This window comes from Nocardia sp. NPDC059154, from assembly GCF_042755705.1.
In the GTDB taxonomy this organism is placed as follows: Bacteria; Actinomycetota; Actinomycetes; order Mycobacteriales; family Mycobacteriaceae; genus Nocardia.
The window spans coordinates 1-23,788 of record NZ_JBHZCS010000049.1 but is presented as its reverse complement, the minus strand read 5'-3'; the positions used below and the strand labels follow the sequence as shown (position 1 = coordinate 23,788).

Annotated in this window: 25 protein-coding genes; 12 read left to right on the top strand and 13 right to left on the bottom strand. The window is 69.5% G+C overall.

Annotated elements, in window-relative coordinates; all coding sequences use genetic code 11:
- Positions 1-110 precede the first annotated feature (110 nt).
- Positions 111-950 carry a DUF2786 domain-containing protein gene (locus ACFXN1_RS34030; RefSeq protein WP_379435477.1) on the top strand — a complete coding sequence of 280 codons (840 nt, stop codon included), beginning with the start codon at positions 111-113 and terminating at the stop codon, positions 948-950.
- Between the two features lie 11 nt (positions 951-961).
- Complete coding sequence (locus ACFXN1_RS34025; RefSeq protein ID WP_379435476.1) at positions 962-1,474, top strand: TIGR04338 family metallohydrolase; 513 nt, start codon at positions 962-964, stop codon at positions 1,472-1,474.
- On the opposite strand, the gene ACFXN1_RS34020 is transcribed toward ACFXN1_RS34025, so the two are convergent.
- Complete coding sequence (locus tag ACFXN1_RS34020; protein ID WP_379435474.1) at positions 1,475-2,458, bottom strand: o-succinylbenzoate synthase; 984 nt, start codon at positions 2,456-2,458, stop codon at positions 1,475-1,477.
- A gap of 633 nt (positions 2,459-3,091) precedes the next feature.
- Between ACFXN1_RS34020 and ACFXN1_RS34015 the strand changes: the two genes are divergently transcribed.
- Positions 3,092-3,697 (top strand): hypothetical protein, encoded by a 606-nt coding sequence (locus ACFXN1_RS34015; protein ID WP_379435473.1) that lies wholly within the window; start codon positions 3,092-3,094, stop codon positions 3,695-3,697.
- Positions 3,698-3,796: 99 nt separating this feature from the next.
- Here the strand turns inward: ACFXN1_RS34015 and ACFXN1_RS34010 are convergent, their stop codons facing one another.
- Positions 3,797-4,966 carry a thiolase family protein gene (locus ACFXN1_RS34010; RefSeq protein ID WP_379384284.1) on the bottom strand — a complete coding sequence of 390 codons (1,170 nt, stop codon included), beginning with the start codon at positions 4,964-4,966 and terminating at the stop codon, positions 3,797-3,799.
- Positions 4,967-5,089: 123 nt separating this feature from the next.
- Between ACFXN1_RS34010 and ACFXN1_RS34005 the strand changes: the two genes are divergently transcribed.
- The gene (locus tag ACFXN1_RS34005; RefSeq protein ID WP_379435471.1) at positions 5,090-5,602 is read left to right on the top strand and encodes a winged helix-turn-helix transcriptional regulator; all 513 of its coding nucleotides are present in this window, start codon (positions 5,090-5,092) and stop codon (positions 5,600-5,602) included.
- Between the two features lie 48 nt (positions 5,603-5,650).
- Here ACFXN1_RS34005 and ACFXN1_RS34000 read toward each other — a convergent pair whose 3' ends face one another.
- Positions 5,651-6,721, bottom strand: a complete 1,071-nt coding sequence (locus tag ACFXN1_RS34000) for an ABC transporter ATP-binding protein (protein ID WP_379435470.1) — start codon at positions 6,719-6,721, stop codon at positions 5,651-5,653.
- A 118-nt stretch (positions 6,722-6,839) separates the two neighbouring features.
- Between ACFXN1_RS34000 and ACFXN1_RS33995 the strand changes: the two genes are divergently transcribed.
- The 3 genes from ACFXN1_RS33995 (at position 6,840) to ACFXN1_RS33985 (ending at position 10,246) form a co-directional block, all read left to right on the top strand.
- Positions 6,840-7,616 carry an LLM class F420-dependent oxidoreductase gene (locus ACFXN1_RS33995; protein WP_379435468.1) on the top strand — a complete coding sequence of 259 codons (777 nt, stop codon included), beginning with the start codon at positions 6,840-6,842 and terminating at the stop codon, positions 7,614-7,616.
- An 84-nt stretch (positions 7,617-7,700) separates the two neighbouring features.
- On the top strand, positions 7,701-9,524 hold the full coding sequence (locus ACFXN1_RS33990; RefSeq protein ID WP_379435466.1) for an ABC transporter substrate-binding protein/permease: 1,824 nt from the start codon (positions 7,701-7,703) through the stop codon (positions 9,522-9,524).
- A complete protein-coding gene (locus ACFXN1_RS33985) occupies positions 9,521-10,246 on the top strand; it encodes an amino acid ABC transporter ATP-binding protein (protein WP_379402948.1) in 726 nt (241 codons plus the stop codon). Before ACFXN1_RS33990 ends, ACFXN1_RS33985 begins: the two co-directional genes overlap by 4 nt.
- A 40-nt stretch (positions 10,247-10,286) precedes the next feature.
- On the opposite strand, the gene ACFXN1_RS33980 is transcribed toward ACFXN1_RS33985, so the two are convergent.
- Together ACFXN1_RS33980 and ACFXN1_RS33975 are read right to left on the bottom strand one after the other, a co-directional pair.
- The gene (locus ACFXN1_RS33980; protein ID WP_379435573.1) at positions 10,287-10,997 is read right to left on the bottom strand and encodes a glycoside hydrolase family 25 protein; all 711 of its coding nucleotides are present in this window, start codon (positions 10,995-10,997) and stop codon (positions 10,287-10,289) included.
- Between the two features lie 94 nt (positions 10,998-11,091).
- On the bottom strand, positions 11,092-12,432 hold the full coding sequence (locus tag ACFXN1_RS33975; RefSeq protein WP_354841085.1) for a glycogen debranching protein: 1,341 nt from the start codon (positions 12,430-12,432) through the stop codon (positions 11,092-11,094).
- A 154-nt stretch (positions 12,433-12,586) separates the two neighbouring features.
- Between ACFXN1_RS33975 and ACFXN1_RS33970 the strand changes: the two genes are divergently transcribed.
- The 3 genes from ACFXN1_RS33970 to ACFXN1_RS33960 all read left to right on the top strand — a co-directional run bounded on the left by ACFXN1_RS33970 (position 12,587) and on the right by ACFXN1_RS33960 (position 15,085).
- Positions 12,587-13,291, top strand: coding sequence for an SDR family oxidoreductase (locus ACFXN1_RS33970; protein WP_379435465.1), 705 nt, complete (start codon positions 12,587-12,589; stop codon positions 13,289-13,291).
- Positions 13,292-13,430: 139 nt separating this feature from the next.
- Positions 13,431-14,234, top strand: coding sequence for a polysaccharide deacetylase family protein (locus ACFXN1_RS33965; protein ID WP_379435463.1), 804 nt, complete (start codon positions 13,431-13,433; stop codon positions 14,232-14,234).
- 56 nt (positions 14,235-14,290) lie between these two features.
- Positions 14,291-15,085, top strand: coding sequence for a polysaccharide deacetylase family protein (locus ACFXN1_RS33960; protein ID WP_379435462.1), 795 nt, complete (start codon positions 14,291-14,293; stop codon positions 15,083-15,085).
- Positions 15,086-15,146: 61 nt separating this feature from the next.
- Here ACFXN1_RS33960 and leuS read toward each other — a convergent pair whose 3' ends face one another.
- Positions 15,147-18,020 carry a leucine--tRNA ligase gene (gene leuS / locus ACFXN1_RS33955; protein ID WP_379435571.1) on the bottom strand — a complete coding sequence of 958 codons (2,874 nt, stop codon included), beginning with the start codon at positions 18,018-18,020 and terminating at the stop codon, positions 15,147-15,149.
- Positions 18,021-18,121: 101 nt separating this feature from the next.
- Between leuS and ACFXN1_RS33950 the strand changes: the two genes are divergently transcribed.
- Positions 18,122-18,526 (top strand): SdpI family protein, encoded by a 405-nt coding sequence (locus ACFXN1_RS33950; RefSeq protein WP_379435461.1) that lies wholly within the window; start codon positions 18,122-18,124, stop codon positions 18,524-18,526.
- A gap of 18 nt (positions 18,527-18,544) precedes the next feature.
- Here ACFXN1_RS33950 and ACFXN1_RS33945 read toward each other — a convergent pair whose 3' ends face one another.
- From ACFXN1_RS33945 to ACFXN1_RS33920, 6 genes are read right to left on the bottom strand one after another with little or no spacing between them, the layout of a single operon-like run.
- Positions 18,545-18,799, bottom strand: a complete 255-nt coding sequence (locus tag ACFXN1_RS33945; protein ID WP_379463761.1) for a GNAT family N-acetyltransferase — start codon at positions 18,797-18,799, stop codon at positions 18,545-18,547.
- Complete coding sequence (locus ACFXN1_RS33940; RefSeq protein ID WP_379463760.1) at positions 18,796-19,074, bottom strand: GNAT family N-acetyltransferase; 279 nt, start codon at positions 19,072-19,074, stop codon at positions 18,796-18,798. Before ACFXN1_RS33940 ends, ACFXN1_RS33945 begins: the two co-directional genes overlap by 4 nt.
- A 14-nt stretch (positions 19,075-19,088) precedes the next feature.
- Entirely contained in the window at positions 19,089-19,529 is a 441-nt protein-coding gene (locus ACFXN1_RS33935) for a hypothetical protein (RefSeq protein ID WP_379435459.1), read from the bottom strand.
- Positions 19,519-19,869, bottom strand: a complete 351-nt coding sequence (locus tag ACFXN1_RS33930) for a hypothetical protein (protein WP_379435458.1) — start codon at positions 19,867-19,869, stop codon at positions 19,519-19,521. The genes ACFXN1_RS33935 and ACFXN1_RS33930 overlap by 11 nt, the downstream gene beginning before the upstream one ends.
- Positions 19,866-20,774, bottom strand: coding sequence for a DUF692 domain-containing protein (locus tag ACFXN1_RS33925; protein WP_379435457.1), 909 nt, complete (start codon positions 20,772-20,774; stop codon positions 19,866-19,868). Before ACFXN1_RS33925 ends, ACFXN1_RS33930 begins: the two co-directional genes overlap by 4 nt.
- On the bottom strand, positions 20,771-21,724 hold the full coding sequence (locus ACFXN1_RS33920; protein ID WP_379435456.1) for a TIGR04222 domain-containing membrane protein: 954 nt from the start codon (positions 21,722-21,724) through the stop codon (positions 20,771-20,773). The genes ACFXN1_RS33925 and ACFXN1_RS33920 overlap by 4 nt, the downstream gene beginning before the upstream one ends.
- 104 nt (positions 21,725-21,828) lie before the next feature.
- On the opposite strand from ACFXN1_RS33920, the gene ACFXN1_RS33915 reads away from it, so the two are divergent.
- Positions 21,829-22,797: a bile acid:sodium symporter family protein gene (locus ACFXN1_RS33915; protein ID WP_364609476.1), complete on the top strand. Its 969-nt coding sequence runs from the start codon at positions 21,829-21,831 to the stop codon at positions 22,795-22,797.
- Here ACFXN1_RS33915 and ACFXN1_RS33910 read toward each other — a convergent pair.
- Positions 22,751-23,788, bottom strand: a 1,038-nt coding sequence (locus ACFXN1_RS33910) for an aminotransferase class I/II-fold pyridoxal phosphate-dependent enzyme (protein WP_379463759.1), incomplete at its 5' end; no start/stop codon positions are given. The genes ACFXN1_RS33915 and ACFXN1_RS33910 overlap by 47 nt on opposite strands.

The following is a 23,788-nucleotide window of genomic DNA, read 5'->3' as shown; positions in this document are numbered from 1 at the left end:
CGGCTGGAATAGACCTCCGCCTTGGAGCGGGGGAGCGAAGCGGAGGAGCGGAGGAGGGAAGAATCGAGACCTCGGGGCCGCGAACCCGCCCGGAGCGAAGCGGAGGGCCATTGGATACAGACAAGAAGCTCACCCGGATCGGGGGACTGCTGCGGCAGGCCGAATCGACCGACAACGAGCACGAGGCTGAGGCCTTCCTGGCCGCCGCGCAGCGGCTCGCGACCAGCTCGTCGGTGGATCTGGCGGTGGCGCGGGCACATATCGCGAATCGGGAGCGGCGGCCCACGCCGGCGCAGCGGGTGATTCCGATCGGCGCGGCCGGAAAGCGCGGGCTGCGAACCTATGTGCAGTTGTTCGTGGCCATCGCCGCGGCCAATGACGTGCGCTGCGATGTGGCCCGATCGTCGACGACGGTGTACGCCTACGGATTCGACACCGATATCGACACCTGCGAGGCGCTCTACACCAGCCTGCTGATCCAGATGGTGCGTGCCTCCGACCAGTACATCAAGTCCGGCGCCTACCGTTCGGCCACCACCGAGAAGGTCGTGATCGAGCGCCGCTACGGCCGCACCTTCCACCGGCCGGTGGAGGTGCCGGTGGCCGCGGTGACCGCGCGCCTGAACTTCCAGATGGCCTTCGCCGCCCGCATCGGCCGCCGCCTGGCCGAGGTCAAGGCGGATGTGGAGACCGAGGCGGTGCGGGCCGACGCCGCCGAATCCGTGCCCACCGGAACGGCGCTCGCCCTGCGCGACAAGGAGCTCGCGCTCACCGACTTCTACACCCGGACCTCCGAGGCGCGCGGTACCTGGCGCGGCCCGCAGGCCTCGGCCGGGTACTCGGCGGCCGCGCGGCGGGCCGGTGACCGGGCGGGCAAGGCCGCGCGGCTGGGTGATTCGCCGGAGCTGGGCGGCGTGCGGGGACAGCTGCCCCGCGGCGCGGGCGAATAGCGAACGCGCGCATGGCCGTCCGCGATGCGCAGCGGTCCCGGGTGTACGACGCCGAGGGGCTGGTGCGCGGAATGTTCGATCGCGCCGACGAATTCGGCGCACGAACCGTCGAAGTGCACGGGTCCCATCTCACGCTGCCGATCGAGCGGCGGTTCGCGTCGGTGGAATCGGTACAGGCGTACGTGGATCGGGTACTCGCGCTGAACTGGGTGCGCGCCCGGTGGGACGCGGCGGCGCGGCCGGTCACGGTGCGAGCGCGCGCCGGGGCGCAGGCGGCGCACTACGAGACGGCCGGTTCGGTGCTCGCGGTGCCGCTGCACGCCCATGGAACCGCCTGGGCCCTGCGCGAATTGGTGATCCTGCACGAACTCGCCCACCACCTCGAGCCGGAGCACACCGGGGTCGCGCCGCACGGGCCCGAATTCTGCGGTCGCTACCTCGAACTGACGGACGGCGTCATCGGGCCGGAGGCCGCGCTGCTGCTGCGCACCACCATGTATTCGTGCGGCGTGCGAATTGCCTGATCAGGGCAGAAGTTTCCGGACCCGGGCCAGGCGCTGCCGCCACCAGTCGGTCCGTTCCGGGTCGGGGTGCCGGTAGCGCTCGAGCAGGTCCGGATCGGGTGCCGGCCCGGTGCGCGGGACGGGCAGGTAGCCGTTCACCGGGCGCAGCGGCTCGGTCACCACATCGCCGGTGAGCAGGGACAGGGTGTCGAGGCCGCAGGCGAAGTCGAGGTGGGGGAGAGCGCCGGCGAGGGCGACCTGGGCGGCCAGGCCCACACTGGTTTCCAGGGCCGAGGACACCAGGCAGGGGAGTCCGGCGGCCGCGGCGACCTCCAGCGCGCGCCGGACCCCGCCCAGCGGAGTGCATTTCAGGACGGCGACGTCGGCCGCACCCGCCACCGCCACCCGCAGCGGGTCCTCGGCGCGGCGGATGGATTCGTCGGCGGCGATGCGCACGTCCACCCGCCTGCGGACGGCGGCCAGCTCCTCGACGGTCCGGCAGGGCTGCTCGACGTATTCCAAACCGCCTGCGGCGCGGTCGATCAGCCGGATCCGGTCGACCGCGGTGTCCACATCCCAGACCGCATTGGCGTCGACGCGCACCGCGCCGTCCGGCCCGAGCGCCTCGCGGACCGCCGCCACCCGTTCCAGATCCTCGGCCAGGGAATCCGGATGGTCGGCGACCTTCACTTTGGCTGTGCGGCAGCCCGATCCGGTTACGATCTCCCGCGCCCGCTCCGGGCCGACCGCGGGCACGATGCAGTTCACCGGAATCCGATCCCGGACCGGATCCGGCCATCCGGCCGCGGCCTGCTCGACCGCGGTGGCCAGCCAGGCCGCCGCCTCGCGGTCGTCGTACTCGGGGAAGGCGCAGAACTCACCCCAGCCGGCGGGACCGGGAATCAGCATGCCCTCGCGAACGGTGATCCCGCGGAACCGGGTTCGCATGGGAATCGCGTAGACCACCGCCGACTCGAAATCCACCGCATCGCCGCTGTCGCTCATCCACCGCACCCTACTCACCGCCTCGTTCCGGTAAGAGGTGGCGGCGCGGCCCGGGCCCGGCGACAATGCCGAATGAAGCCGATCCCGGCTCCATAGACCTGCGCCTTGGGGGAGACCGCAAACATGAACCCGCCCAACGAGCCCCGCCGTCCGGGCCGCGACGATCATTCTCCGTCCGATCCCGGCTTCTCCCCGGCTCCGCCGCGTGCGCCGGGTCAGCCACACGCGCCCGCGCCGCCGGGGGGACCACGGAATCCCGCGGGTCCGGGATCGCCGCAGCGACCCGGACGTTCGCAGCCACCCGCGCCGGGCTCGCGGTCCGGGGAACCGATCGATGCGGCGGGACCGACCCTGCCCGGTGGGAGCCGCCAGGGTCCGCCCCCACCGCCCGCGCCACCGCAGCCGCCCGCCGGTGCGCCGCGGCCCGGCGCGATGGACCCGGCCGGGCCAACCGTGCCCAAGGCCGGGCGGCAGAGCCCACCACCGCCGGTACCGCCCCAGGCTCACGGGAATGCCGGTGCCCCGCCGCGGCCGGGCGGACCGGTCGGTTCGCCGCAGGATCCGCGCCCGCACTCGGTGTCGGGCGGCGCACCACGATCGCCCGCCGGTCCCGGTCATCCGGGGCAGGCGCCCGTGAGCTCCCTTGGGCCGCAGCAGCATTCCCCCCGCCCGCCGAGCGGGAACTACTCGCCGCCCGGCGGAGTGGTCCCGCCGCCCATGGGCACCGAGGCGCTGCCGGAGCCGTGGGCTTCGGGTCCGCAGTACGTGGTCGGCGGCGGTTCCGCGCAGGCGCCCGGCGAGGCCGATCGGACCATGCCCGCCACACTGCCCCCGGCGGAGGCGGCCGCGGCGGCACCGCCGAGTGCCGCGCCGGATCGTAAGCCGCTGCACCGCAAGGATATTCTGATCTCGGCGGTGCTGTATCTGGCGGGGGTCGCCATGGCCTTCGGCTGGGCCTACGACCTGTTCGCGAAGCTGTTCGACCTGATCCACAATCGCTGCACCGCGAAGAAGGACTTCTCGGTGCAGTGCGTGGTGATCCGCCCACCCGCATCGGCGCTGTGGGGCCTGCTGATCGGCGGTGGGGGCATGTTCCTGGCCCTGGTCGGCGCGCTGGTGCTGGCCTCGGTGGCAGCCATGACGGGCCGCCGGGGCTGGATCTGGACCGCGATGGCGCTGCCCGTGATTCTCGTCGCGGGCGGGGCGGGGCACATCCTGGTGGCCACCGCCGTCAACTGACCTCCAGCGCTGCTGCCCAGCACCCGGCATCCTGGAAGGGTGGCCGGGTAGCGGCGACCGCCGATCACGGCCGCGGATTGCCAGGCCGCCCGGACCGGGTCAGAGGCGCTCGTAGATGGTGGCGTTGGCGAGACCGCCTGCCTCACACATGGTTTGCAGGCCGTAGCGGGCGCCGCGCTCGTGCATGGCGTGCACGAGCGTGGTGGCCAGCCGCGCGCCGGAGGCGCCCAGGGGGTGGCCCAGGGCGATGGCGCCGCCGTTCACATTGACCTTCGACAGGTCGGCCCCGGTCTCCTGCGCCCAGGCCAGGACCACCGAGGAAAAGGCCTCGTTCACCTCGAACAGGTCGATGTCGGAGAGTTCGAGTCCGGAGCGCTGCAGGACCTTCCGGGTCGCGGGGATGACCGCGGTGAGCATGAGCAGCGGGTCGTCGCCGGCGACGGAGAAGCTGTGCAGCCGGGCCAGCGGGCGCAGTCCGAGCTGGGCGGCGCGTTCACTGGTCATGATGAGGGTGGCGGCGCTGCCGTCGTTGATCTGGCTGGCGTTGGCGGCGGTGATGTTCCAGCCGATCTGCGGGAAACGGGCCGCCATCTCCTCGCTGTAGAAGGCGGGTCGCAGCCCGGCCAGCGCCTCCAGCGTGCTGCCGACGCGGATGCCCTCGTCGTGCGAGAGCCCGGCGTAGGGGGCGAGCTGGGCCTCGAACGAGCCGTTCTTGGTTGCGGCGGCGGCCTTCTCGTGGCTGGCGAGGGCGAACTCGTCGAGCTGGGTGCGGCTCAGGCCCCACTTGGCGGCGATGAGTTCGGCGCTGATGCCCTGCGGTACCAGGCCCTCCGGGTAGCGTTCGGCGAAGCCGGCACCCGCGATGTCCTCGGCCCCGATCAGGTTGGCGCCCATGGGAACCCGGCTCATGGACTCCACGCCCGCGGCGACCACGATGTCGTAGGCCCCCGCGATGACGCCCTGGGCGGCGAAGTGGATGGCCTGCTGGCTGCTGCCGCACTGCCGGTCCACGGTGGTGGCCGGGACCGATTCGGGATAGCCGGCGGCCAGGGCCGCGCGACGAGTGAGGTTGGAGCCCTGCTCGCCGACCTGGGTGACCACGCCGCCGATCACGTCGTCGATCAGGGCCGGATCGATCTCGGTGCGCCGCACCACCTCCCGCAGGCTGTGGGCGAGCAGATCGGCGGGGTGCACACCGTGCAGGGCGCCGGTGGCCTTGCCCTTGCCGATGGGGGTGCGGACCGCTTCGACGATGACTGCGTCTCTCATGACGTTCCTTCCAGGCGCGCCGCCCCGGATTCGAGTCCGACAACGGCGTCTGACTTGATCGCTCTAAAGTCAGAGTAGGAGCTGACCATAGTGAAGGCAAGTCAGCGTTGTATGATGTGTGTCATGTCGGCAGTACTGGAGGGAAAACTCAGCGATCTGGGCTCGTGGAAGCCCGAGGCCTGTTCGATCGCGAAGGCGATGGACATCGTCGGGACGCGCTCGGCGATCCTCATCCTGCGCGAGTCGTACTACGGCACGACGCGGTTCGACGGCTTCGCGGCGCGGATCGGCATCACCGACGCGGCGGCTTCCAGCGCGCTGCGCAAACTGGTCGATGCGGGACTGCTGGAGAAGCGGCCCTACCAGGAAGAGGGCAAGCGCACCCGCAACGAATACGTGCTCACCCCGATGGGTCTGGATCTGCTGCCCGCGGTCGTGGCGCTGTGGCAGTGGGGTGACAAGTACCTGCAGAACGGCACCGCGCCACTGGAGCGGCTCGAGGATGCCACGGGCGAACCCGTGCGCGCGGAACTGCGCAGCGCGTCGGGAAACGAAGTCCCCCTGGAGAATCTGCGCATCCGGGTGAACGACGAATGGCGGCGGAAGCAGACGCGGAGCCCCCGCGCCCGTCAATAAGGGGGCCCGGGGGCTCGGCCCCCGGAACCCCTTGGAACTGACCGAAGGTCAGTTCAGGCGGCGTCCGTCCTCGGGGTGGAAGAAGTACGTGTGGTCCGAGTCCGCGACCAGCGCGAGCTTGGTGCCCTTCGCGGGCGGGTTGCGCCAATCCGCGCGCGCCACAATGGTTTCCCCGTCACCGAGGGTGCGGCCGTAGATGTAGGCGTCGGAGCCCAGCTCCTCGACCACATCCACCTCCATGGCGATCCCGGCCCCGTCGCCGACCGAGTCGAGGTGCTCGGGCCGGATGCCGACCACCACCCGCTCGCCGGTGGCCGCCGCCACCGACCGCGGCAACGGCAGCGGGCAGCCGCCCAGCGTGACCGAGCCATTGCCGACCTGCAGCGTGAACAGGTTCATGGCGGGCGAGCCCATGAAGCCCGCGACGAACAGGTTGGCCGGGTCGCGGTACAGGTCGCGCGGGGAGGCGCACTGCTGCAGCAGCCCGTCCTTGAGCACCGCCACCCGGTCGCCCATGGTCATGGCCTCGACCTGATCATGGGTGACATAGACGGTGGTGGTGCCGAGCCGGCGCTGCAGCTGGGCGATCTGGGTGCGGGTCTGCACGCGCAGCTTGGCGTCCAGGTTGGACAGCGGCTCGTCCATGAGGAAGACCTGTGGCTGGCGCACGATGGCACGGCCCATGGCCACGCGCTGGCGCTGACCGCCGGACAGGGCCTTGGGCTTGCGGTCCAGGTAGGGCTCCAGGTCGAGCAGCTTGGCGGCCTCGAGCACGCGCTGCTGCCGCTCCTCCTTGGCGACCTTGGCCATCTTCAGCGCGAAGCCCATGTTCTCGGCCACGCTCATGTGCGGGTAGAGCGCGTAGTTCTGGAACACCATGGCGATATCGCGTTCCTTGGGCTCGGCGTGCGTGACGTCCTTGTCCCCGATCAGGATTCGGCCGTCGCTCACCTCCTCGAGCCCCGCGAGCATGCGCAGCGAGGTGGATTTGCCGCAGCCGGAAGGGCCGACGAGAACCAGGAATTCGCCGTCGGCGATCTCCAGGTTCAAGGCATCGACGGCGGGGTTGGCCGAGCCCGGGTAGAGCCGGGTGGCCTGGTCGAAAGTCACCGTTGCCACGGTTTCACACTTCCCTTCACCGGCAGGAACGTGCCGGACGATCCGTAGTAGAGGGTCGGCCCAGAGCGTAGCCGAGGGGCAGAATGGGGCGCAGTGATCACCGACGGAGGAGCACCTCATGAGCCGACCGGTTCGTATCGGAGTTCAGTTGCAGCCGCAGCACGCGCCCAACTATGGATTGATCCGGGACGCGGTGCGGCGGTGTGAGGACATCGGCGTCGACATCGTCTTCAACTGGGACCACTTCTATCCGCTGTACGGGGACCCGGAGGGCGCGCACTTCGAGTGCTGGACCATGCTGGGCGCCATCGCCGAGCAGACCGAGCGGGTGGAGCTCGGCGCGCTGGTCACCGGCGGCGGTTACCGGAATCCGGATCTGCTGGCCGATATGGCCCGCACCGTGGACCACATCAGCAACGGGCGCCTCATTCTCGGTATCGGCGCGGGCTGGTTCCAGAAGGACTACGACCAGTACGGCTACGAATTCGGCACGGCCGGAAGTCGGCTGGCGCTGCTGAAGGATTCCATGGCCCGCCTCACCGACCGGCTGGCCAAGCTGAACCCGCAGCCGGTGCGCGACATCCCCATCCTGATCGGTGGCGGCGGCGAGAAGAAGACGCTGCGGCTGGTCGCCCAGTACGGCGATATCTGGCACAGCTTCTCCGACATCGGCGAGCTGCAGCGCAAGATCGGCATCCTGGGCGAGCACTGCGCCGAGGTCGGCACCGACCCCACCGCCATCGAGAAGTCCGTGGCCTGGCCGGGCCTGGATCAGGTGGAGGGCTACGCGGACGCGGGCGTGACACTGTTCACCGTGAGCTCGGGCGGGCCGGACTACGACATGAGCCGGATCCAGGAGGCCGTGGCCTGGCGGGACGGCTTCAATCAGCGGTAGGGACGCGCCTGAACTGTGATTTCCGCCGAATCAGGCCGAGGCTAACTCTGGCCTGGCAGACCACCCCCACTAGGGTGGTCTGCCATGGTTTCCTTGCGGCAGCGCCCAGATCGTCCCCCGCGCTTGCCGGCATTGGCAGGAGTTGTGCTGGTCGGTCTGCTCGGCATCGCGACGCTCGCGGGCAGTGCCGGTGCCGATGATCGCGATCTGTGTTCGCCGCCCGGCCAGGCCGCGGCCAGCGCCGCACCGACCAATCTGGCCTCCGGGCAGCAGAACGCGGGCGCGGACCGGTTCACCACCGCCACCACCGAGCCGCCGGCCAAGATCGATATCAGCAAGCTGGGCCTGCTGACGCCCGGCAAGCTCAGCGTCGGCACCCTCTCCGACGCGCCGCCGAGCATCTGCGTCAACTCCAAGGGCGTGTTCACCGGCTTCGACAACGAGCTGCTGAAGGCCATCGGCGCGAAGCTCGGCCTGCAGGTGGAGTTCACCGGCACCGAGTTCGCCGGCCTGCTGGCCCAGGTCGCCAACGGCCGCTTCGACATCGGCTCCTCCAGCATCACCACCACCGACGCGCGGCGGCAGCTGGTCGACTTCACCAATGGCTACGACTTCGGCTACTTCTCGCTGGTGGTGCCGAACGGCAGTGCCATCAAGGGTTTCGCGGGTCTGCACCGGGGCAATCGGGTCGGCGTCGTGCAGGGCACCGTGCAGGACGAGTACGTCGTCAACGAACTGCACCTGGACCCGGTGAAGTTCCCCGACTACAACACCGCCTACGCGAATCTGAAGACCGGCCAGATCGATGCCTGGGTCGCGCCGTCGCAGCAGGCCATCGGCGCCATCAAGCCGGGTGATCCGACCTCGATCGTGCAGAACACCTTCAGCGTCAACAACTTCACCGCCTGGGCGGTGCGCAAGGGCAATCAGCCGCTCACCGACGCGCTCGATGCCGGGCTGGACGCGGTGATCGCCGACGGCACCTACGCCAAGCTGTACGAGGACTGGGTGCCGCGGGAGCTGCCGCCGGGCTGGAAGCCGGGCTCCAAAGCCGTTGCGGCGCCACAGCTGCCGGACTTCGCCAAGATCGCGGCCGAGAACGTGGGCAACCGGCCCGACAACAGCGCGGTGCAACCGAAATCCACGCTGCAGCAGCTGAAGGACACCTTCTTCGACTGGTCGCTGTACCGCAAGGCCTTCCCGGACCTGATCAAGACCGGTCTGCCCAATACCTTGATCCTGGCGCTGGTCTCGGGCCTGCTGGGCAGCGTGCTCGGCATGCTGCTCGCGGTGGCGGGCATCTCCCGCACCCGCTGGTTGCGCTGGCCCGCACGGGTTTACACCGACATCTTCCGCGGCCTGCCCGCCGTGGTGATCATCCTGATCATCGGCCTGGGCGTGGGACCGGTGGTCAAGAACGTCACCGGCAACAATCCCTACTGGCTGGGCGCGATCGCGCTGGCGCTGCTGGCCGCCGCCTACATCGGTGAGATCTTCCGCTCCGGCATCCAGTCGGTGGAAGCCGGACAGCTGGAGGCCGCCCGCGCCATCGGTTTCGGCTACCGGCAGGCCATGACGCTGGTGGTGATCCCGCAGGGCGTGCGCCGGGTGCTGCCCGCGCTGATGAACCAGTTCATCGCGCTGATCAAGGATTCCTCGCTCATCTACTTCCTGGGCCTGCTGGCCACCCAGCGCGAACTGTTCGCGGTGGGCCGGGATCTCAACGCGCAGACCGGGAATCTGTCGCCGCTGGTGGCGGCGGGCCTGATGTACCTGCTGCTGACGGTGCCGCTCACCCACCTCGTCAACTACATCGACAAGCGCATGCGCGAGGGCCGTCCCCAGGGCGGGCACGATCCCGCGGACCCGGTCGAACAGGCCGTCATCACGGAAGGGCGTGGAGCATGAGTGCCTCCCTCACCGGCACCGGCCTGCGATTGACGCTGGGCCGCAACGAGATTCTGCGCGGCGTGGACGTGCACGTGGATGCCGGCAAGACCACCACGGTGATCGGGCCGTCCGGCTCCGGCAAATCCACGCTGCTGCGGGTGCTCAACCGCCTGCACGAACCCGATTCCGGCGACATCCTGCTCGGCGGTAAGTCGGTGCTGGGCGAGAACCCGGACCGGCTGCGGCAGCGGATCGGCATGGTGTTCCAGCACTTCAACCTGTTCCCGCACATGACGGTCGCGGACAATATCGCGCTCGGCCCGCGCAAACTGCACGGCCTGTCCAAGGAGCAGGCGCGCACGCTGGCGGTCCAGCAGCTGGAGGCGGTCGGCCTGGCCGGCAAGGCGGATGTGCGCCCGGCCAACCTGTCCGGCGGTCAGCAGCAGCGGGTGGCCATCGCGCGGGCGCTGGCCATGAAGCCGGACATCATGTTCTTCGACGAGGCCACCTCGGCCCTGGATCCCGAACTGGTCAAGGGCGTGCTCGCGCTCATGTCCGAGCTCGCCGGGGGCGGGATGTCCATGATCGTGGTGACCCACGAGATGAGCTTCGCCCGTTCGGTTTCCGACCAGGTGGTGTTCATGGATCACGGCCAGGTGGTCGAAACCGGCAAGCCCGAGGCGCTTTTCGAGAACGCCGAAACCCCGCGGCTGCGCCAGTTCCTGTCGCAGGTGCTGTGAACGACGCCAGGGGCGGGGATCACCGCGCCTGCGGGTGCGGCTAACTGCTGCCGCTGAAGGGCATGTTCGCGAAGCGCGCGAAATCACCCTGGGCGCCGCTGTAGACATTGAGGTCCACGGCTCCGCCGATGCCGGGGATATTGCCCGAGCTGGTGGTCTGCCAGAACGTCCACGCCGGCCAGCCGCCCGGCACCTCGGGCTTGTCATTGCCCCGGTAGTCGGCGATCCACAGTGGGTAGTTGGTGAACTGATTGGTGTCGGCCATGGCCGTCTGCCAGAAGCGGGGATAGGTGTAGATGATCGGCATACGGCCGGTCAGGGCCCGGACCGTGTTGAGATAGCGGTGGGTCCAGTCGATGAGCGCGGCGGGCGGCAGCCCGCCGGAGTCTTCGAGGTCCAGCACCGGCGGTAGGTCGAGCATCCCGTTCTGGCCGAGCACCATCGTCGAGTAGAAGGCGGCCTGGGGCTCCGGCGGCAGGTTCGGGCGCGCGAAATGGTAAGTGCCGCGCGCGACTCCGGCCACCCGCATGGCCAGGCTGTCCTGCACGAAGAACGGGTTCACGTAGCTGAGGCCCTCGGTGGCCTTGAGCATGGAGAACTCGTATCCGGCTCCGCGCACCGCGAACCAGTTGATGCCCCCGCCTCCCGGGTGTTGCCAGGAGGCCACATCTGGGCCGTCGATATCGGCGGCGGCCACCCCAACCGGGGTTGCCATGAGGATGCTTGTAGCTGCGACTGTTAGCGCTTTCATCAGGCTGCGTCCGGTCATGCCCCGAAAGGCTAGGCCGATCGCCCGCTATGGCCGGGAAGGCAGGGCGGTGATGTTTGCCAATCGTTAACTCGAATCAGCCCAGCCAGTCCAGCACCGACGCGGCGGTCCAGGACTGCTGCATGCTGCCCAGCGGCTCGCCGGTGAAGGGCTCGTAGTACTCCGCGAAACTGCCGTCGCTGGCCTGCCGCAGCCCCTCGGCGCGCAGCATGAACGAGCGTTCCGCCCAGCCGCGACGGGCGAAGACCCAGGAGAACAGCCAGCTGATCACCGGCCACACCGGCCCGCGCCAGTACTCGCGTGGGCGAAAGTCCCTGGACACCGGGGAGGTCGAGGGCGGCAGCGCGTAGCGCAGATCCGGATGCCCGCACCAGCGCGGGCCCTCGAACAGGCGCAGCAGCCGTCGTTCGGCATCGCGCGGCAGCCCGCCACTGAGCAGCGGTGCGAAGAGGGCCAGGGTCTCGGTGTCGATCCACTGGTCCGCGCGCACATCGAAGTCGCGCGCCGCGCCGGTGCGGGCGTCGGTGGTGGCGACCACGCCCGCGCGGAAGTAGTCGGCCCACTCGTAGAGCTCGCGCACATCCGCGTGCGGCTGCTTGTAGTCCTCGCCGATATTGGCCAGCACATCGCAGGCCAGCGCGAAGATGGCGGTCACGAACACGTCCTCGACCGCGAAGCTCATGGTCGAGGCCAGCTGGTAGTCGTCGTAGCCGGCCCGGCGCATCTGCTCGACCAGCCACAGGTAGCGGTCGTACTCGCGGTCCGAGGGCCGCTGTGTGGGATCGCCCACCACCTGGGTGTCGGCGCGCTCGTAGGGCGGCAGGTCCGGACCGGGAATCACGTTCTCGTAGGCGCGATCCCAGCGCGGCGAATTGTCCATGCCGGATTCCCAGCCGTGGTACAGCGTGATCCGGCCGTGCTGCTTGGGGTCACGGGCGTAGGCCAGCCAGCGGTGCCAGCGCATCAGATCGGGCCAGCGCCGGTTCAGGAAGTCCTCGGCGACCGCGCGGGTGCTGCGGCCGTGCCGGCGGGAGTGATCCAGAATCCGTTGCACCGCAATGGCATGCACGGGCGGCTGGGTTATGCCCGAGGTGTCCGGGCCGTCGGGGGCGTCGGCGGCCAGGCGGCGGCATTCCCAGCGCGCGGGTCCGGGGAAGTAGCCGTCCACGCCATTGGCGAAGACGATGTGCGGGATCATCCCGTTGCGCCACTGCGCCGAGAGCAGGGTGTCGAGTTCGAGCGCGGCGCGCTCCACGCTGAGCGGGGCCAGGCCGACCGCCACGAAGGCCGCGTCCCAGCTCCACATGTGCGGATACAGCTTGGGCGCGGCGCTGGTCATGGTGCCCAGGTCATTGCCGCGCAGCAGGTAGGCGGCGCGGGCCGCGAGCTGGGTGGGCGTGAATCCCGGGTGTGTCATCGCCCTATTCTGCGCCCCCACCCGCAGGTATGCGCGATGGACGGGTGGGTCCTGATCGCCAGATTGCACTTCGTTCGCCTTCTCGTGGATCAGCTAGCGGTGGTGTGCCCGACCGGAGCATCGCAGGCCGAGGTAACGCGGTTACGGTCATCACATGGCGAATTCCGCGAAGTCCAGCACCGACCAGCCGACCGCGCTGATCACCGGAGCCAGCCGGGGGCTCGGCGCGGCCATTGCCCGCGAACTGGCGCCCACGCATCGGCTGCTGCTGGGCGCGCGCACGCCCCGGGCCCTGGAACCGATACTGCGTGAACTGCCCGGCAGCGCCGGATGGCCGGTGGATCTCACCGACTACGCCGCCGTAGCGCGCGCCGTAGCGGGCATCGAACGGCTGGATGTACTGGTGCACAATGCCGGAATCGCCGACCTGGGAACGATAGCCGATTCCTCGGTGGCGCAGTGGCGGAATACGTTGGAAGCCAACCTGATCGCGGTCGCGGAGTTGACCAGGGTGTTGCTGCCGGCGCTGCGCGCCGCCAACGGCCATGTGGTGCTGATCAATTCGGGAGCCGGGCTGCGGGCCAATCCGGGCTGGGGCGTGTACGCGGCCAGCAAGTTCGGGCTGCGCGCCTTCGGCGACGCACTGCGCCTGGAGGAGCCCGCGCTGCGGGTGACCTCGGTGCATCCCGGGCGCATCGACACCGACATGCAGCGCGAGATCATCGCGGGGGAGGACCGCGAGTACCGGCCGGGCGAATTCCTCAGGGCCGAAACGGTTGCCCGTGCCGTGCGGCAGGCCGTCGAGACCCCGCGTGACGCGCATCCCACCGAAATCGTGCTGCGCCCCATCCCACACTGAGAGCAGCCTTAAATTCCGTCCTGAATTTCGATCATTTCGCACAGAATTGGTGCTCAGTTCACGGCGCGTAGATATAACGGGTAGGCCCTGCGAGGGAGGCGAGGCAGAGAAATATATATCTTCGGAGTGAACGACAGAGATGGATAGACGACAGCTGCTCGTGATGCTCGCCGCGGGCACTGCGGCGGCGCTGACCGGCTGCTCTGTGGAGTCCGGCCCCTCCCACAAGGTGACGCCACGCATCAGCGGATCCGCCGGAACGCCGTCGACGGCACCGACTCCGAAGGTGCTCGCCGCGCCGCCGGCCGCGCAGAAATCCCGCATTCCCGCCGGGACGATTACCGGATTGCCCGGCACCGGCAACGATTTGGCACTCACCGTCGACGACGGCGCCGATCCGGCCGTGGTCGGCGCGTATATCAAATTCGCCAAGGACACCGGCGCGCGGTTCACCTTCTTCGTCACCGCGAATTACGACTCCTGGACCACGCACCGGGCCGAGCTGCGGCCGCTGGTGGACGCCGGGCAGATCCAGCTGGGCAATCACACCTGGGACCACCCGGATCTCACCAAACTGTCCGCCACCGAGGTGGCCACGCAGCTCACCCAGGCAAAGACGTTCCTGCGCAACACCTTCGGCGTGGACGGGACGCCGTATTTCCGTCCTCCCTACGGCCGCCACAATGCTACGGTCGACAAGGTGGCAGCGGATCTCGGATACACCGTCCCAACCATGTGGTACGGCTCGCTGTCCGACTCCGGTGTCATTACCGAGGACTACCTGATCGAGTGTGCGCGAAAGTATTTCAACGCGCAGGCCATTGTCATCGGACATGCCAATCATCCCGCCGTGACGCACTGCTACGACCGTCTGGCCGAGATCATCCGGGAGCGCAACCTGTCCATGGTGACGCTCAACGATGTGCTGGTCTCGCCGACGTAGCCGGTTTTCGCCGGGGAGCGGAAGTTTCAACCGTAGTGAATTGAATGAGGGTCGCAATGGACAGACGACGGCTGCTGACGATGCTGGCGGCGGGTACGGCCGCCACCCTGCTGGGCACGGGCGAATCGCGCGCCGACTTCCCCTTCGACACCGGATCCGGCAGCGGGATCATTCCCCAGCTGCCCGGGATACCGCAGGTGACACCGGATTTCGGACCCAAGACGCCGATCGGGCCGGGCACCATCACCGCGCTGCCCGGTGCCGGAAACCATATGGCGCTCACCATCGATGACGGCGCCAGTTCCGAAACCATCCGCGGCTTCATCGATTTCGCCCGGGACACCGGGGCTCGGCTGACCTTCTTCGTGACCGCCTACTATCCCGGCTGGCTCGACCATCGGGATGTGCTGCGCCCCCTGGTCGACTCGGGCCAGGTCCAGCTCGGCAACCACACCTGGGACCACCCGGACCTGACCAAGCTGTCCGGCGGCGCCATCGCCGACCAGCTCGAGCGGTGCAAGGACTTCCTCTGGAACCAGTACGGCACCGACGGCACGCCCTACTACCGCCCGCCCTACGGCCACCACAACGGCAGCGTCGACGCCGTGGCCGCCGACTGCGGCTACACCGTGCCGACCATGTGGTACGGCACCCTGAACGACACCAATCCGGTGATCAACGACGGCATGCTCCTCGATGCCGCGCGCCAGTGGTTCCGGGCCCAGTCCATCGTCATCGGTCACGCCAACCGGCCGACGGTCACCCACCTCTACGACCAGCTCACCGACATCATCCGGGAACGCAGCCTGCAGCTGGTGACCCTCGACGACGTCCTGATCCCACCCCGGTAGGACTGCGCCGCACATGAATTCGGCCCGGTGCGCGGTGCGCACCGGGCCGAACGCGGTCACCTCAGGCGACGATGTTCACCAGACGGCCGGGCACCACGATGATCTTGCGAGGCGCCTTGCCGCCCAGCAGTTCCGCGATCTTCTCGTCCGCCAGCGCGGCGGCTTGGACCGCGGCCTGGTCGGCGTCGGCGGCGACGCTGACGCGGCTGCGGACCTTGCCGTTGACCTGGATCGGGTACTCGACCGAATCCGCCACCAGCAGTGCGGGATCCGCGACCGGGAAGGGACCGTGGGCCAGGGCCGTGGTGTGACCCAGGCGCTCCCACAGTTCCTCGGCCACGTGCGGGGACATCGGGGCCAGCATCAGGACCAGGGGTTCCACCAGCGCGCGGGGCGCGCCGTCGCCGTAGTTCTTGGTCAGGAAGTTGGTCAGCTCGATGAGCTTGGCGCCCGCGGTGTTGTCGCGCAGGTTGGCGTAGTCGTCGTCGACACCGGCAATGGTCTTGTGCAGCAGGCGCAGGGCCTCGGCCGACGGCTCGCCGTCGGTGACCTTCACCGCGCCGGTCTCCTCGTCCACCACCAGTCGCCACACGCGCTGCAGGAAGCGGTGCGCGCCCACGACATCCTTGGTGGCCCAGGGCCGCGAGGTGTCCAGCGGGCCCATCGCCATCTCGTAGAAGCGGAAGGTGTCGGCGCCGTACAGATCGCACATCTCGTCGGGGGAGATGGCGTTCTTCAGCGACTTGCCGATCTTGCCGTACTCCTGGAAGACCTCCTCCTCCACGCCGGAGGCATTGGTCCAGAAGAACTTTCCGTCCCGTTCCACGATCTCCGCGGCCGGCACGTAGGCGCCGCGCGCGTCGGTGTAGGCGTGGGCCTGGATGTAGCCCTGGTTGAACAGGCGGCGGTACGGCTCGGAGCCGGACACGTCACCCAGGTCGAAGAGCACCTTCTGCCAGAAGCGCGCGTACAGCAGGTGCAGCACCGCGTGCTCGACGCCGCCGACGTACAGGTCCACGCCGCCCGGATCCTTCGGGCCGTGCTCGGCCGTGCGCGGGCCCAGCCAGTACTGTTCGTTCTCGGGGGCGCAGAAGGTTTCGGTATTGGTCGGGTCCGCGTAGCGCAGCTGGTACCAGGAGCTGCCCGCCCAGTTGGGCATGACATTGGTGTCGCGGCGGTACTTCTTGACGCCGTCGCCCAGGTCCAGTTCGACGTGCACCCAGTCGGTGGCCTTGGCCAGCGGCGGGGACGGCTCGGAGTCGGCGTCGTCCGCGTCGAAGGTGACCGGCGCGAAGTCGTCCATCTCCGGAAGACGCACCGGCAGCATGGATTCCGGCAGCGCGTGCGGCGCGCCGTCCTCGTCGTAGACGATGGGGAACGGCTCGCCCCAGTAGCGCTGACGCGCGAACAGCCAGTCGCGCAGCTTGTACTGGACGGTGCCCCTGCCGTGGCCGTTGGCCTCCAGTTCGGCGATCACCTTGGCCTTGGCGGACTCGATGTCCATGCCGTCGATGTAGCCGGAGTTCACCATGACACCGTCACCGGCGTGGGCCCCCTCCGCGACATCGCCGCCCGCGACGACCTCGATGATGGGCAGGCCGAATGTGGTGGCGAAGTCCCAGTCGCGCGGGTCGTGGCCGGGGACGGCCATGATCGCGCCGGTGCCGTAGCCGCTCAGCACATAGTCGGCGATGAAGATCGGCACGCGTGCGCCGTTGACCGGGTTGGTGGCGTAGGTGCCCAGGAAGACACCGGTCTTCTCCTTGTTCTCCTGGCGCTCCAGATCCGACTTGGCGGCGATCGACTTCCGGTAGGCCGCAACGGCTTCCACGGGGGTGTCGGCATTGCCGAGGGTCCAGCGCGCGTCGGTGCCGGACGGCCAGGTGGCGGCGGTCAGCTTGCCGACCAGCTCGTGCTCGGGGGCCAGCACCACGTAGGTCGCGCCGAACAGGGTGTCGGGGCGGGTGGTGAAGACCTCGATCAGATCCGCGCCGGCCTCGAACTTGACCTGCGCGCCCCGCGAGCGGCCGATCCAGTTGCGCTGCATGGCCTTCACGTTCTCCGGCCAGTCCAGCTCGTCCAGGTCGTCGACCAGGCGATCGGAGTAGGCGGTGATGCGCATCATCCACTGCCACAGGCGCTTACGGAACACCGGGAAGTTGCCGCGCTCGGAGCGGCCGTCCGCGGTGACCTCCTCGTTGGACAGCACGGTGCCCAGGCCCGGGCACCAGTTGACCATCGAATCCGTCTGGTAGACCAGGCGATGGGAGTCGATGGCGGCATTGCGCTCGGACGGGGACAGCTCGTTCCAGGCGCGGCCCGCGACGGCTTCCCGCTTGCCGGCCTCGAATTCGGCGATCAGATCGGCGATCGGCCGGGCCTTGCCCAGGCCCGTGTCGTACCAGGCGTTGTAGATGCGCAGGAAGATCCACTGCGTCCACCGGTAGTACTCGGGATCGGTGGTGGCGAAGGTGCGGCGGCGGTCGTGGCCCAGGCCCAGGCGGTCCAGCTGCCGCTGCATGGTGGCGATATTCGCCATGGTGGTGTCGCGCGGGTGCGCGCCGGTCTGCACCGCGTACTGCTCGGCGGGCAGGCCGAAGGCGTCATAACCCAGGGCGTGCAGCACATTCCGGCCGTGCATGCGGTGGTAGCGGGCGAAGACATCGGTGGCGATGTAGCCCAGCGGGTGACCGACGTGCAGGCCCGCACCCGACGGGTAGGGGAACATGTCCTGGATGAACAGCTTGTCGGCCGGGGTCTCGCCCTGCAGCGGACCGACCGGGTTGGGCGCGTAGAAGGTACCGCGCTGCTGCCAGTTGCCCTGCCACTTCTGTTCGATGCGGCCGGCGAGGTCGGCGTTGTAGCGGTGTGCGGGAACGTCGCCGCCCCCATCCGCGGTCGCGGTGGGTGTTTCGGATGCACGGGTGTCCTGCACGGTCCTGCCTTCTTTGTCCAGCCAATCCCCGATAAGGTCGCTCACCAGGGTAAAACGTAGCCTCACCCGAGCCCAAAAAGGGTAGGGGTACCGTTTACCGGGTGTTCGTCGTGGCGCTGATCCTCTTTGTCCTCGCGGTTGTGGCCGTGGTCACGGGCGTGCTCGGATTCACCGGGACGCTGCCGGGCAACCGGTATTTCGGGGTGCACTCCGAGGCCGCGGTGAAGTCCGAGGAATCCTTCGAGCTGGCCAACCGGGTGGCCGCGCCGACCTCCGTGGTGGCGGGGCTGCTGCTCGCGGCCGCCGGCGCGGTCGCGCTGGTCGCCGGCGGCATCGCGGCCCTGGTCGTGGCGGTGGTGGCCGTGGTCATCGCGGTGTTCACCCTCGGCGCCGGTGCGGCCGCCGCCGAGAAGGCGCTCGCCACCGCGTTCCCGGAGGAGAAGGTCGGCGGCTGCGGCAGCGCCTGCGGCGCGTGCTCGCTGCGGGACGCCTGCGAGACCGCCTAGGTTCGAGACCGCCTAGTCTCAGTTCGTGAGCGACCTGCGCATCCAGATGTGCGGGATGCCCGCGTCCATGCCGATCTCGCCGTACGCCTCGTACCCGAGCTTCTCGTAGAAGCCCTGCGCGTGGGTCTGCGAATGCAGTTCGACCGCGCCCAGGCCGCGTTCGCGCGCCCGCTCCTCGATGGCGCGCACCAGCGCCACGCCGAGCCCGGTGCCGCGCGTGTCCGCCAGCACCGCCAGCCGCCCGAGCACCCCGACACCGTCCCGTACGATCAACCGCCCGGCCCCGGGGGGGCGTCGTGTTCCGTCGTGGGGGGGAAGGGGGGGCAGTTTTTGGAGGTCGGTTGGGTGGAGGGTGGTGGGGACGTACCCTCCTTGTCGGCCCCGGCTGGCCTGCCGTCCAGCCGGGCCAGGAAATGATCGGCCGTCTCGTCGAGTTCGTCGATCTCGATGTCCGCGGGCACGCCCTGCTCGTCCACGAAGACCTTCATGCGCACCGCATAGGCGTCGGCTAGTTCCTGCTCGGTGCTGACGGTGACGACTTCGATCATGGGCCCAGCTTGCCTCAATGATCCGGATCACTTGCCGAGGGTTCGCCCGCGCACGCGGGCGGCGGAATGCTGCGCGCGAGCGGGCTCCCCTTCGGATTCACGTACAAGACGGTCAGTTTCACCGGTCGCGGGCCGCTGTTGCGGGCCAGGTGCGCGTGCCCGGGACCGCTCGGCTCCCGGAAGACCCGCCACGGCCGGATGGTGACCGGGGTGCAATCGGCCTTCGGATGATCCAGCGCACCGCCGGTGACCAGCACGAACAGGGTCCCGTCGTGGTAGTGCCACCCGGACTGCCCGCCGGGCGCGAGGACCGTCTGCCGCAGCACGAAATCCCAGCGTGCCGGCCCGAATCGAAGCAGGATCCGGCTGGCCGTCCGGGTCGCCGGGGCCGGGTTCGGCCGGTAGCCGTGGTGTGGATCGCGCGTGAGGAAGGCCACCCACGCATCATCGTCCACGGCGGCCGGGCCACCGTGGCCGCCTGCCGGGTTGCGGCCGCGGATCGGGTAGTCCGAGGTCGCGGGCGAAGGCGGCGGCGTCCTCGCTGGTGGTGGTCTTCGGCCGGATGCGCGCCCAGCCCAGGTAGCGGGCCCGGAAGTCGGGCCCGGCGGCCTGCGCCAGGCGCGGGAACCGCCGCGCCGCCTCCTCGGCCCGCTTGTGCAGCAGGCCGTGCGCGGTGGCGGCGAGATCGTCCGCGTCGAAACCGGGCGGCGGCTGCGCGCCGGCGACCAGCGCGCGCACCACGGCCGCCTGCTGTTCGGCGAGTGTCCCTGCCGTCCGGGCCGATTCGATGGTCATGCCGGGATCGCCTCCGGGCGCAGGGTGATGGGCGGGCGGCCGGAGGCGGTGGCGATGGCGTTCAGTTCGGCGGTGAGTTCGGCTGCGGGCGGGTAGTTTCCGTCGCGTTCCAGCATGAGGGGGACGGCGCGGCCGGCCGTGAACTCGGCGACCAGGGCCAGCACCTCGGCGGGGACGGGATGGACATGGGTGTCGATATAGCGGCCGCCGGACTCGTGGCCGCCCGCGATGTGGCAGTAGGCCACCCGCTCGGCGGGCAGGCGCGACAGCTCCGTGAGCGGATCACGTGACGTATTGCGGGCATTGGCATAGACATTCGCGATATCGAGCAGGAGATGGACGCCGGTGCGCTCGACGAGCTCCTGCAGGAATTCCGCCTCGGTGTACTCGCCGTGCGGCCATTCGAACAGCGCCGCGATGTTCTCCACCGCCAGCGGCACATCCAACTGCCGGCTCGCGCGAAAGATATTGCGCTCCAGGGCGTCCAGCGCCTCGCGGGTGCGCGGCACCGGCAGCAGGTGCCCGGCCTCCAGGCCGCCCGCGCGCACGAAGGCGATGTGCTCGCTCACCAGCGGCGAACCCAGGGCCCGCGCGCAGTCGGCGAGATGGGCGACCCGCCGGTCGTCCACCGACTCCGCACCGCCGAGCGACAGCGAAATACCGTGCGGCACCGCGGGAATGCCCCGGGCCACCAGCGCGGCCAGCTCCTCGGGCACGTCGACACCGGGCCGGGACCCGCGACCGCGCCGGAGGAACGCGCCGGCCCGGCCGCCGGAATCCCTGGGCGCCAGCGTTTCCGCGATGACCTCGCAGAATCCGATGCCCTCCAGCGCCGCCACCAGACCGCAGATCTCGCGCCGCCAGCCGATGCCCAGCGACCCCTCGGGAAGTGGTGAACCGGTCATCCCCCGCAGCCTCCTCCGCAGCTGCTGCCGCAACTGCTGCTGCTGCCGCAACTACTGCCGCTGCTGCAACTGCTGCTGCTACTGCTACAGGTGCTTCCGCTGTCGCTGCCGCAGGAGCTGCCGTCACTCCCGCCACCGCCGCCACCTGCGACCACGCTGGCTGCCCCCGCGAGCGCCGGGTCGAGGGTCCACAACACCAGCCCGCCGTAGAGCGCGACGGCGAGCGCGGCACTGTCGGGTCCGTAGGCGGAATAGGCGGGCGAGTTGGCGGGCCGCAGGTGCCGGTTGCCGGCCTGGGCGGCGGCGAGGGCGTCGCGGCCGCGCTGTGTCAGGCGCGGCGGCCGGCCCACCGCGACGGTGAGGACCGCCAGCACGATCATGGCGAACACCAGGAAGCCGACCGCATGATGGGTGGCCGCGCCCGCGATCAGCCGGACCAGTCCGAGCACGAGCAATACGAAGAGCGGAAACCGCGCTGTCCGCAGTGCTTTTCGCTGCTTCTCGCCGAACAGATAGCCGCGCTCGGTGAGGTCGCCGCGCATCGCCATCGACACCCCGGCCGTTCCCACGAGCATGCCGGGCATCCGCGCCTGCCCGGATCTGTGCAGGTGTGCATGCAGCGCGCGGGAGATCGGATCCAGCTGCTGTTCCTCGGCGGCGGTCAGCGGCCGGACCGGCGCGCCGGCGGAGTCGATGATCTGGTGGCCGCGCAATTGCGCCAGCCCGGCCAGCACCGGACGCCGGTCGTCGACCAGCATGGCGGTTTCGCTGGGGCGCAGCGGCCCGGCCGGCGGCCAGGCCGGGTCGACCGCGCGCATCACCGCCGCGCGCCGTGCGTAGCCGAAGGCGATGGCCGAAAGGCCGGCGAGGACATAGAACAGGAGGAAGGCCGGGCCGGATATCCCCCACGTATCGGTTGCGGCCGCGGCCGCGTCGGTCCGAAGGACCATGGCGATTCCACCTCGGGAGTCGTCGTGACTGTCGATCACCACCAGTATCGCGGCAGCGCGGGTGCTGTGTTATCCCAAGGAAGCATGGTGTTTAGCCTGTTTCGGTGCGATTTCTCAGCAAGTTCTACATAGACGGGTTCATCCTGTCGATCCTTGCGATGGTCGTCCTCGCCAGTATCTTCCCGGCTCGGGGCGAGGCGGCCGAGGTCGTGAGCTGGCTGACGAAGATCGCCATCGGATTTCTGTTCCTGCTCTACGGCGCGCGCCTGGCGCCGCAGGAGGCGATCGCGGGCCTCAAGCACTGGCGACTGCACCTGACCGTACTGGTCTGCACCTTCGTGCTCTTTCCCGTGATCGGTCTCGCCGCCCGGGTGCTGGTTCCGCACGTGCTGACCAGCGATCTCTACACCGGTGTGCTGTTCCTGTGCCTGGTGCCGTCCACGGTGCAGTCGTCGATCGCCTTCACCTCCATTGCCAAAGGCAATGTGGCGGGCGCGATCGTGAGCGCCACGGTGTCGAACCTGCTGGGCGTCTTCCTGACTCCCGCACTCGTGATCCTGCTGATGAACACCACCGGGCAGGCGAGTGTGGACCCGTCCGCGGTGGTGGACATCGTGCTGCAGCTACTGGTGCCGTTCTTCCTGGGCCAGCTGATCCGGCCGAAGGTCAAGGGTTTCCTGGCCCGCTACGCCGAGCCCACCAAGCTGGTGGATCGCGGGTCCATCCTGCTGGTGGTCTACAGCGCCTTCAGCGCGGGCATGGTCGAGGGCATCTGGCATGCCATGTCGCCGTGGCGGATTCTGCTGCTGGCCGTGGTGTGCTGCGCGATTCTGGCCATCGTGCTGGTGGCGACCGGATTCCTCGGCGAGGCGGTGCGATTCGATCGTGCCGACCGGATCGTGGTGGTGTTCTGCGGATCCAAGAAGAGCCTGGCCACCGGGCTGCCCATGGCGACGGTGCTGTTCGCGGGGCACTCGGTGGGACTGGTCGTGTTGCCGCTCATGATGTTCCACCAGATTCAGCTGATCACGTGTGCCGCCCTCGCGCAGCGGTGGGCTCGTAGCGCGCCGTGAGCGAGAGCAGCCGGCTGTCGTCGCGCCGCAGCGAACGGGTGCCCGCCGAGGGCCGGGCGGCCAGCGCGTGCAGCACGGCCCGGTCCGATCCGGGATCGCCCACCGCGATGCGGGCGCTGCCGTCCGGGTAGCGCTTGGCCACGATCCCGGCGCGCGCCAGCGCGGGCGCGATATCGCGGCCGGGCAGGTACAGGAAGTTGGCGCTGCTGCGCGGCACCCGGATGCCGCCGCGCCGCAGTTCGGTGCGCAGTAGTTCGCGCTCGGTGGTGATGCGCAGAATCCGTTCACCCAGTTCGGCTTCCGCGGCATAGGACGCGCGCACCGCGGCGACCGCGAGGGCGGGCACCCCGAACGGCAGTTGCAGCCGATGCACCCGGTGCACCAGTTCCGCCGCTCCGAACGCGTAGCCGATGCGCAGCCCGGCCAGTCCGTAGGCCTTGGAGAAGGTGCGCAGCACCAGCACATTGGGGTGGCGGTCGACCAGCTCGACGGCGTCGAGAGAGTCGCTCGCGCCGAGGAATTCGACGTACGCCTCGTCCAGTATCACCGGCACGCGGGGTGGGACGGAACACAGGAACGCCTTGACTTCGCTGGCCGGGAGCACGGTTCCGGTCGGATTGTGCGGACGGCACACCGCGATCAGCCCGGTGCGCTCGTTCACCGCGCGGGCCATGGCCCACAGGTCCTGGCGGCCGTGGCCGTCCAGCGGCACCGCCACCGGCCGCAGCCCGGTCATGGTCGCCATGATCGGGTAACCGTCGAAGGTCGGTGTGGCGTACACGAATTCGGTTCCGGCGCGGGGGAGGGTCTGCATGATCTGCATGGCCACCCCGGTCGCGCCGGAACCCACCACCACCTGGTCGGCCGAGACGCCGAGGTGGTCGGCGATCAGCCGCGGCAGCCGCCGGGGCAGGAATTCCGGATACCGGTTCGCCTTGCCGAGGCAGTCGTCGAGCGCGGCGACCACCGAAGGCAGTGGCGGAAACGGGTT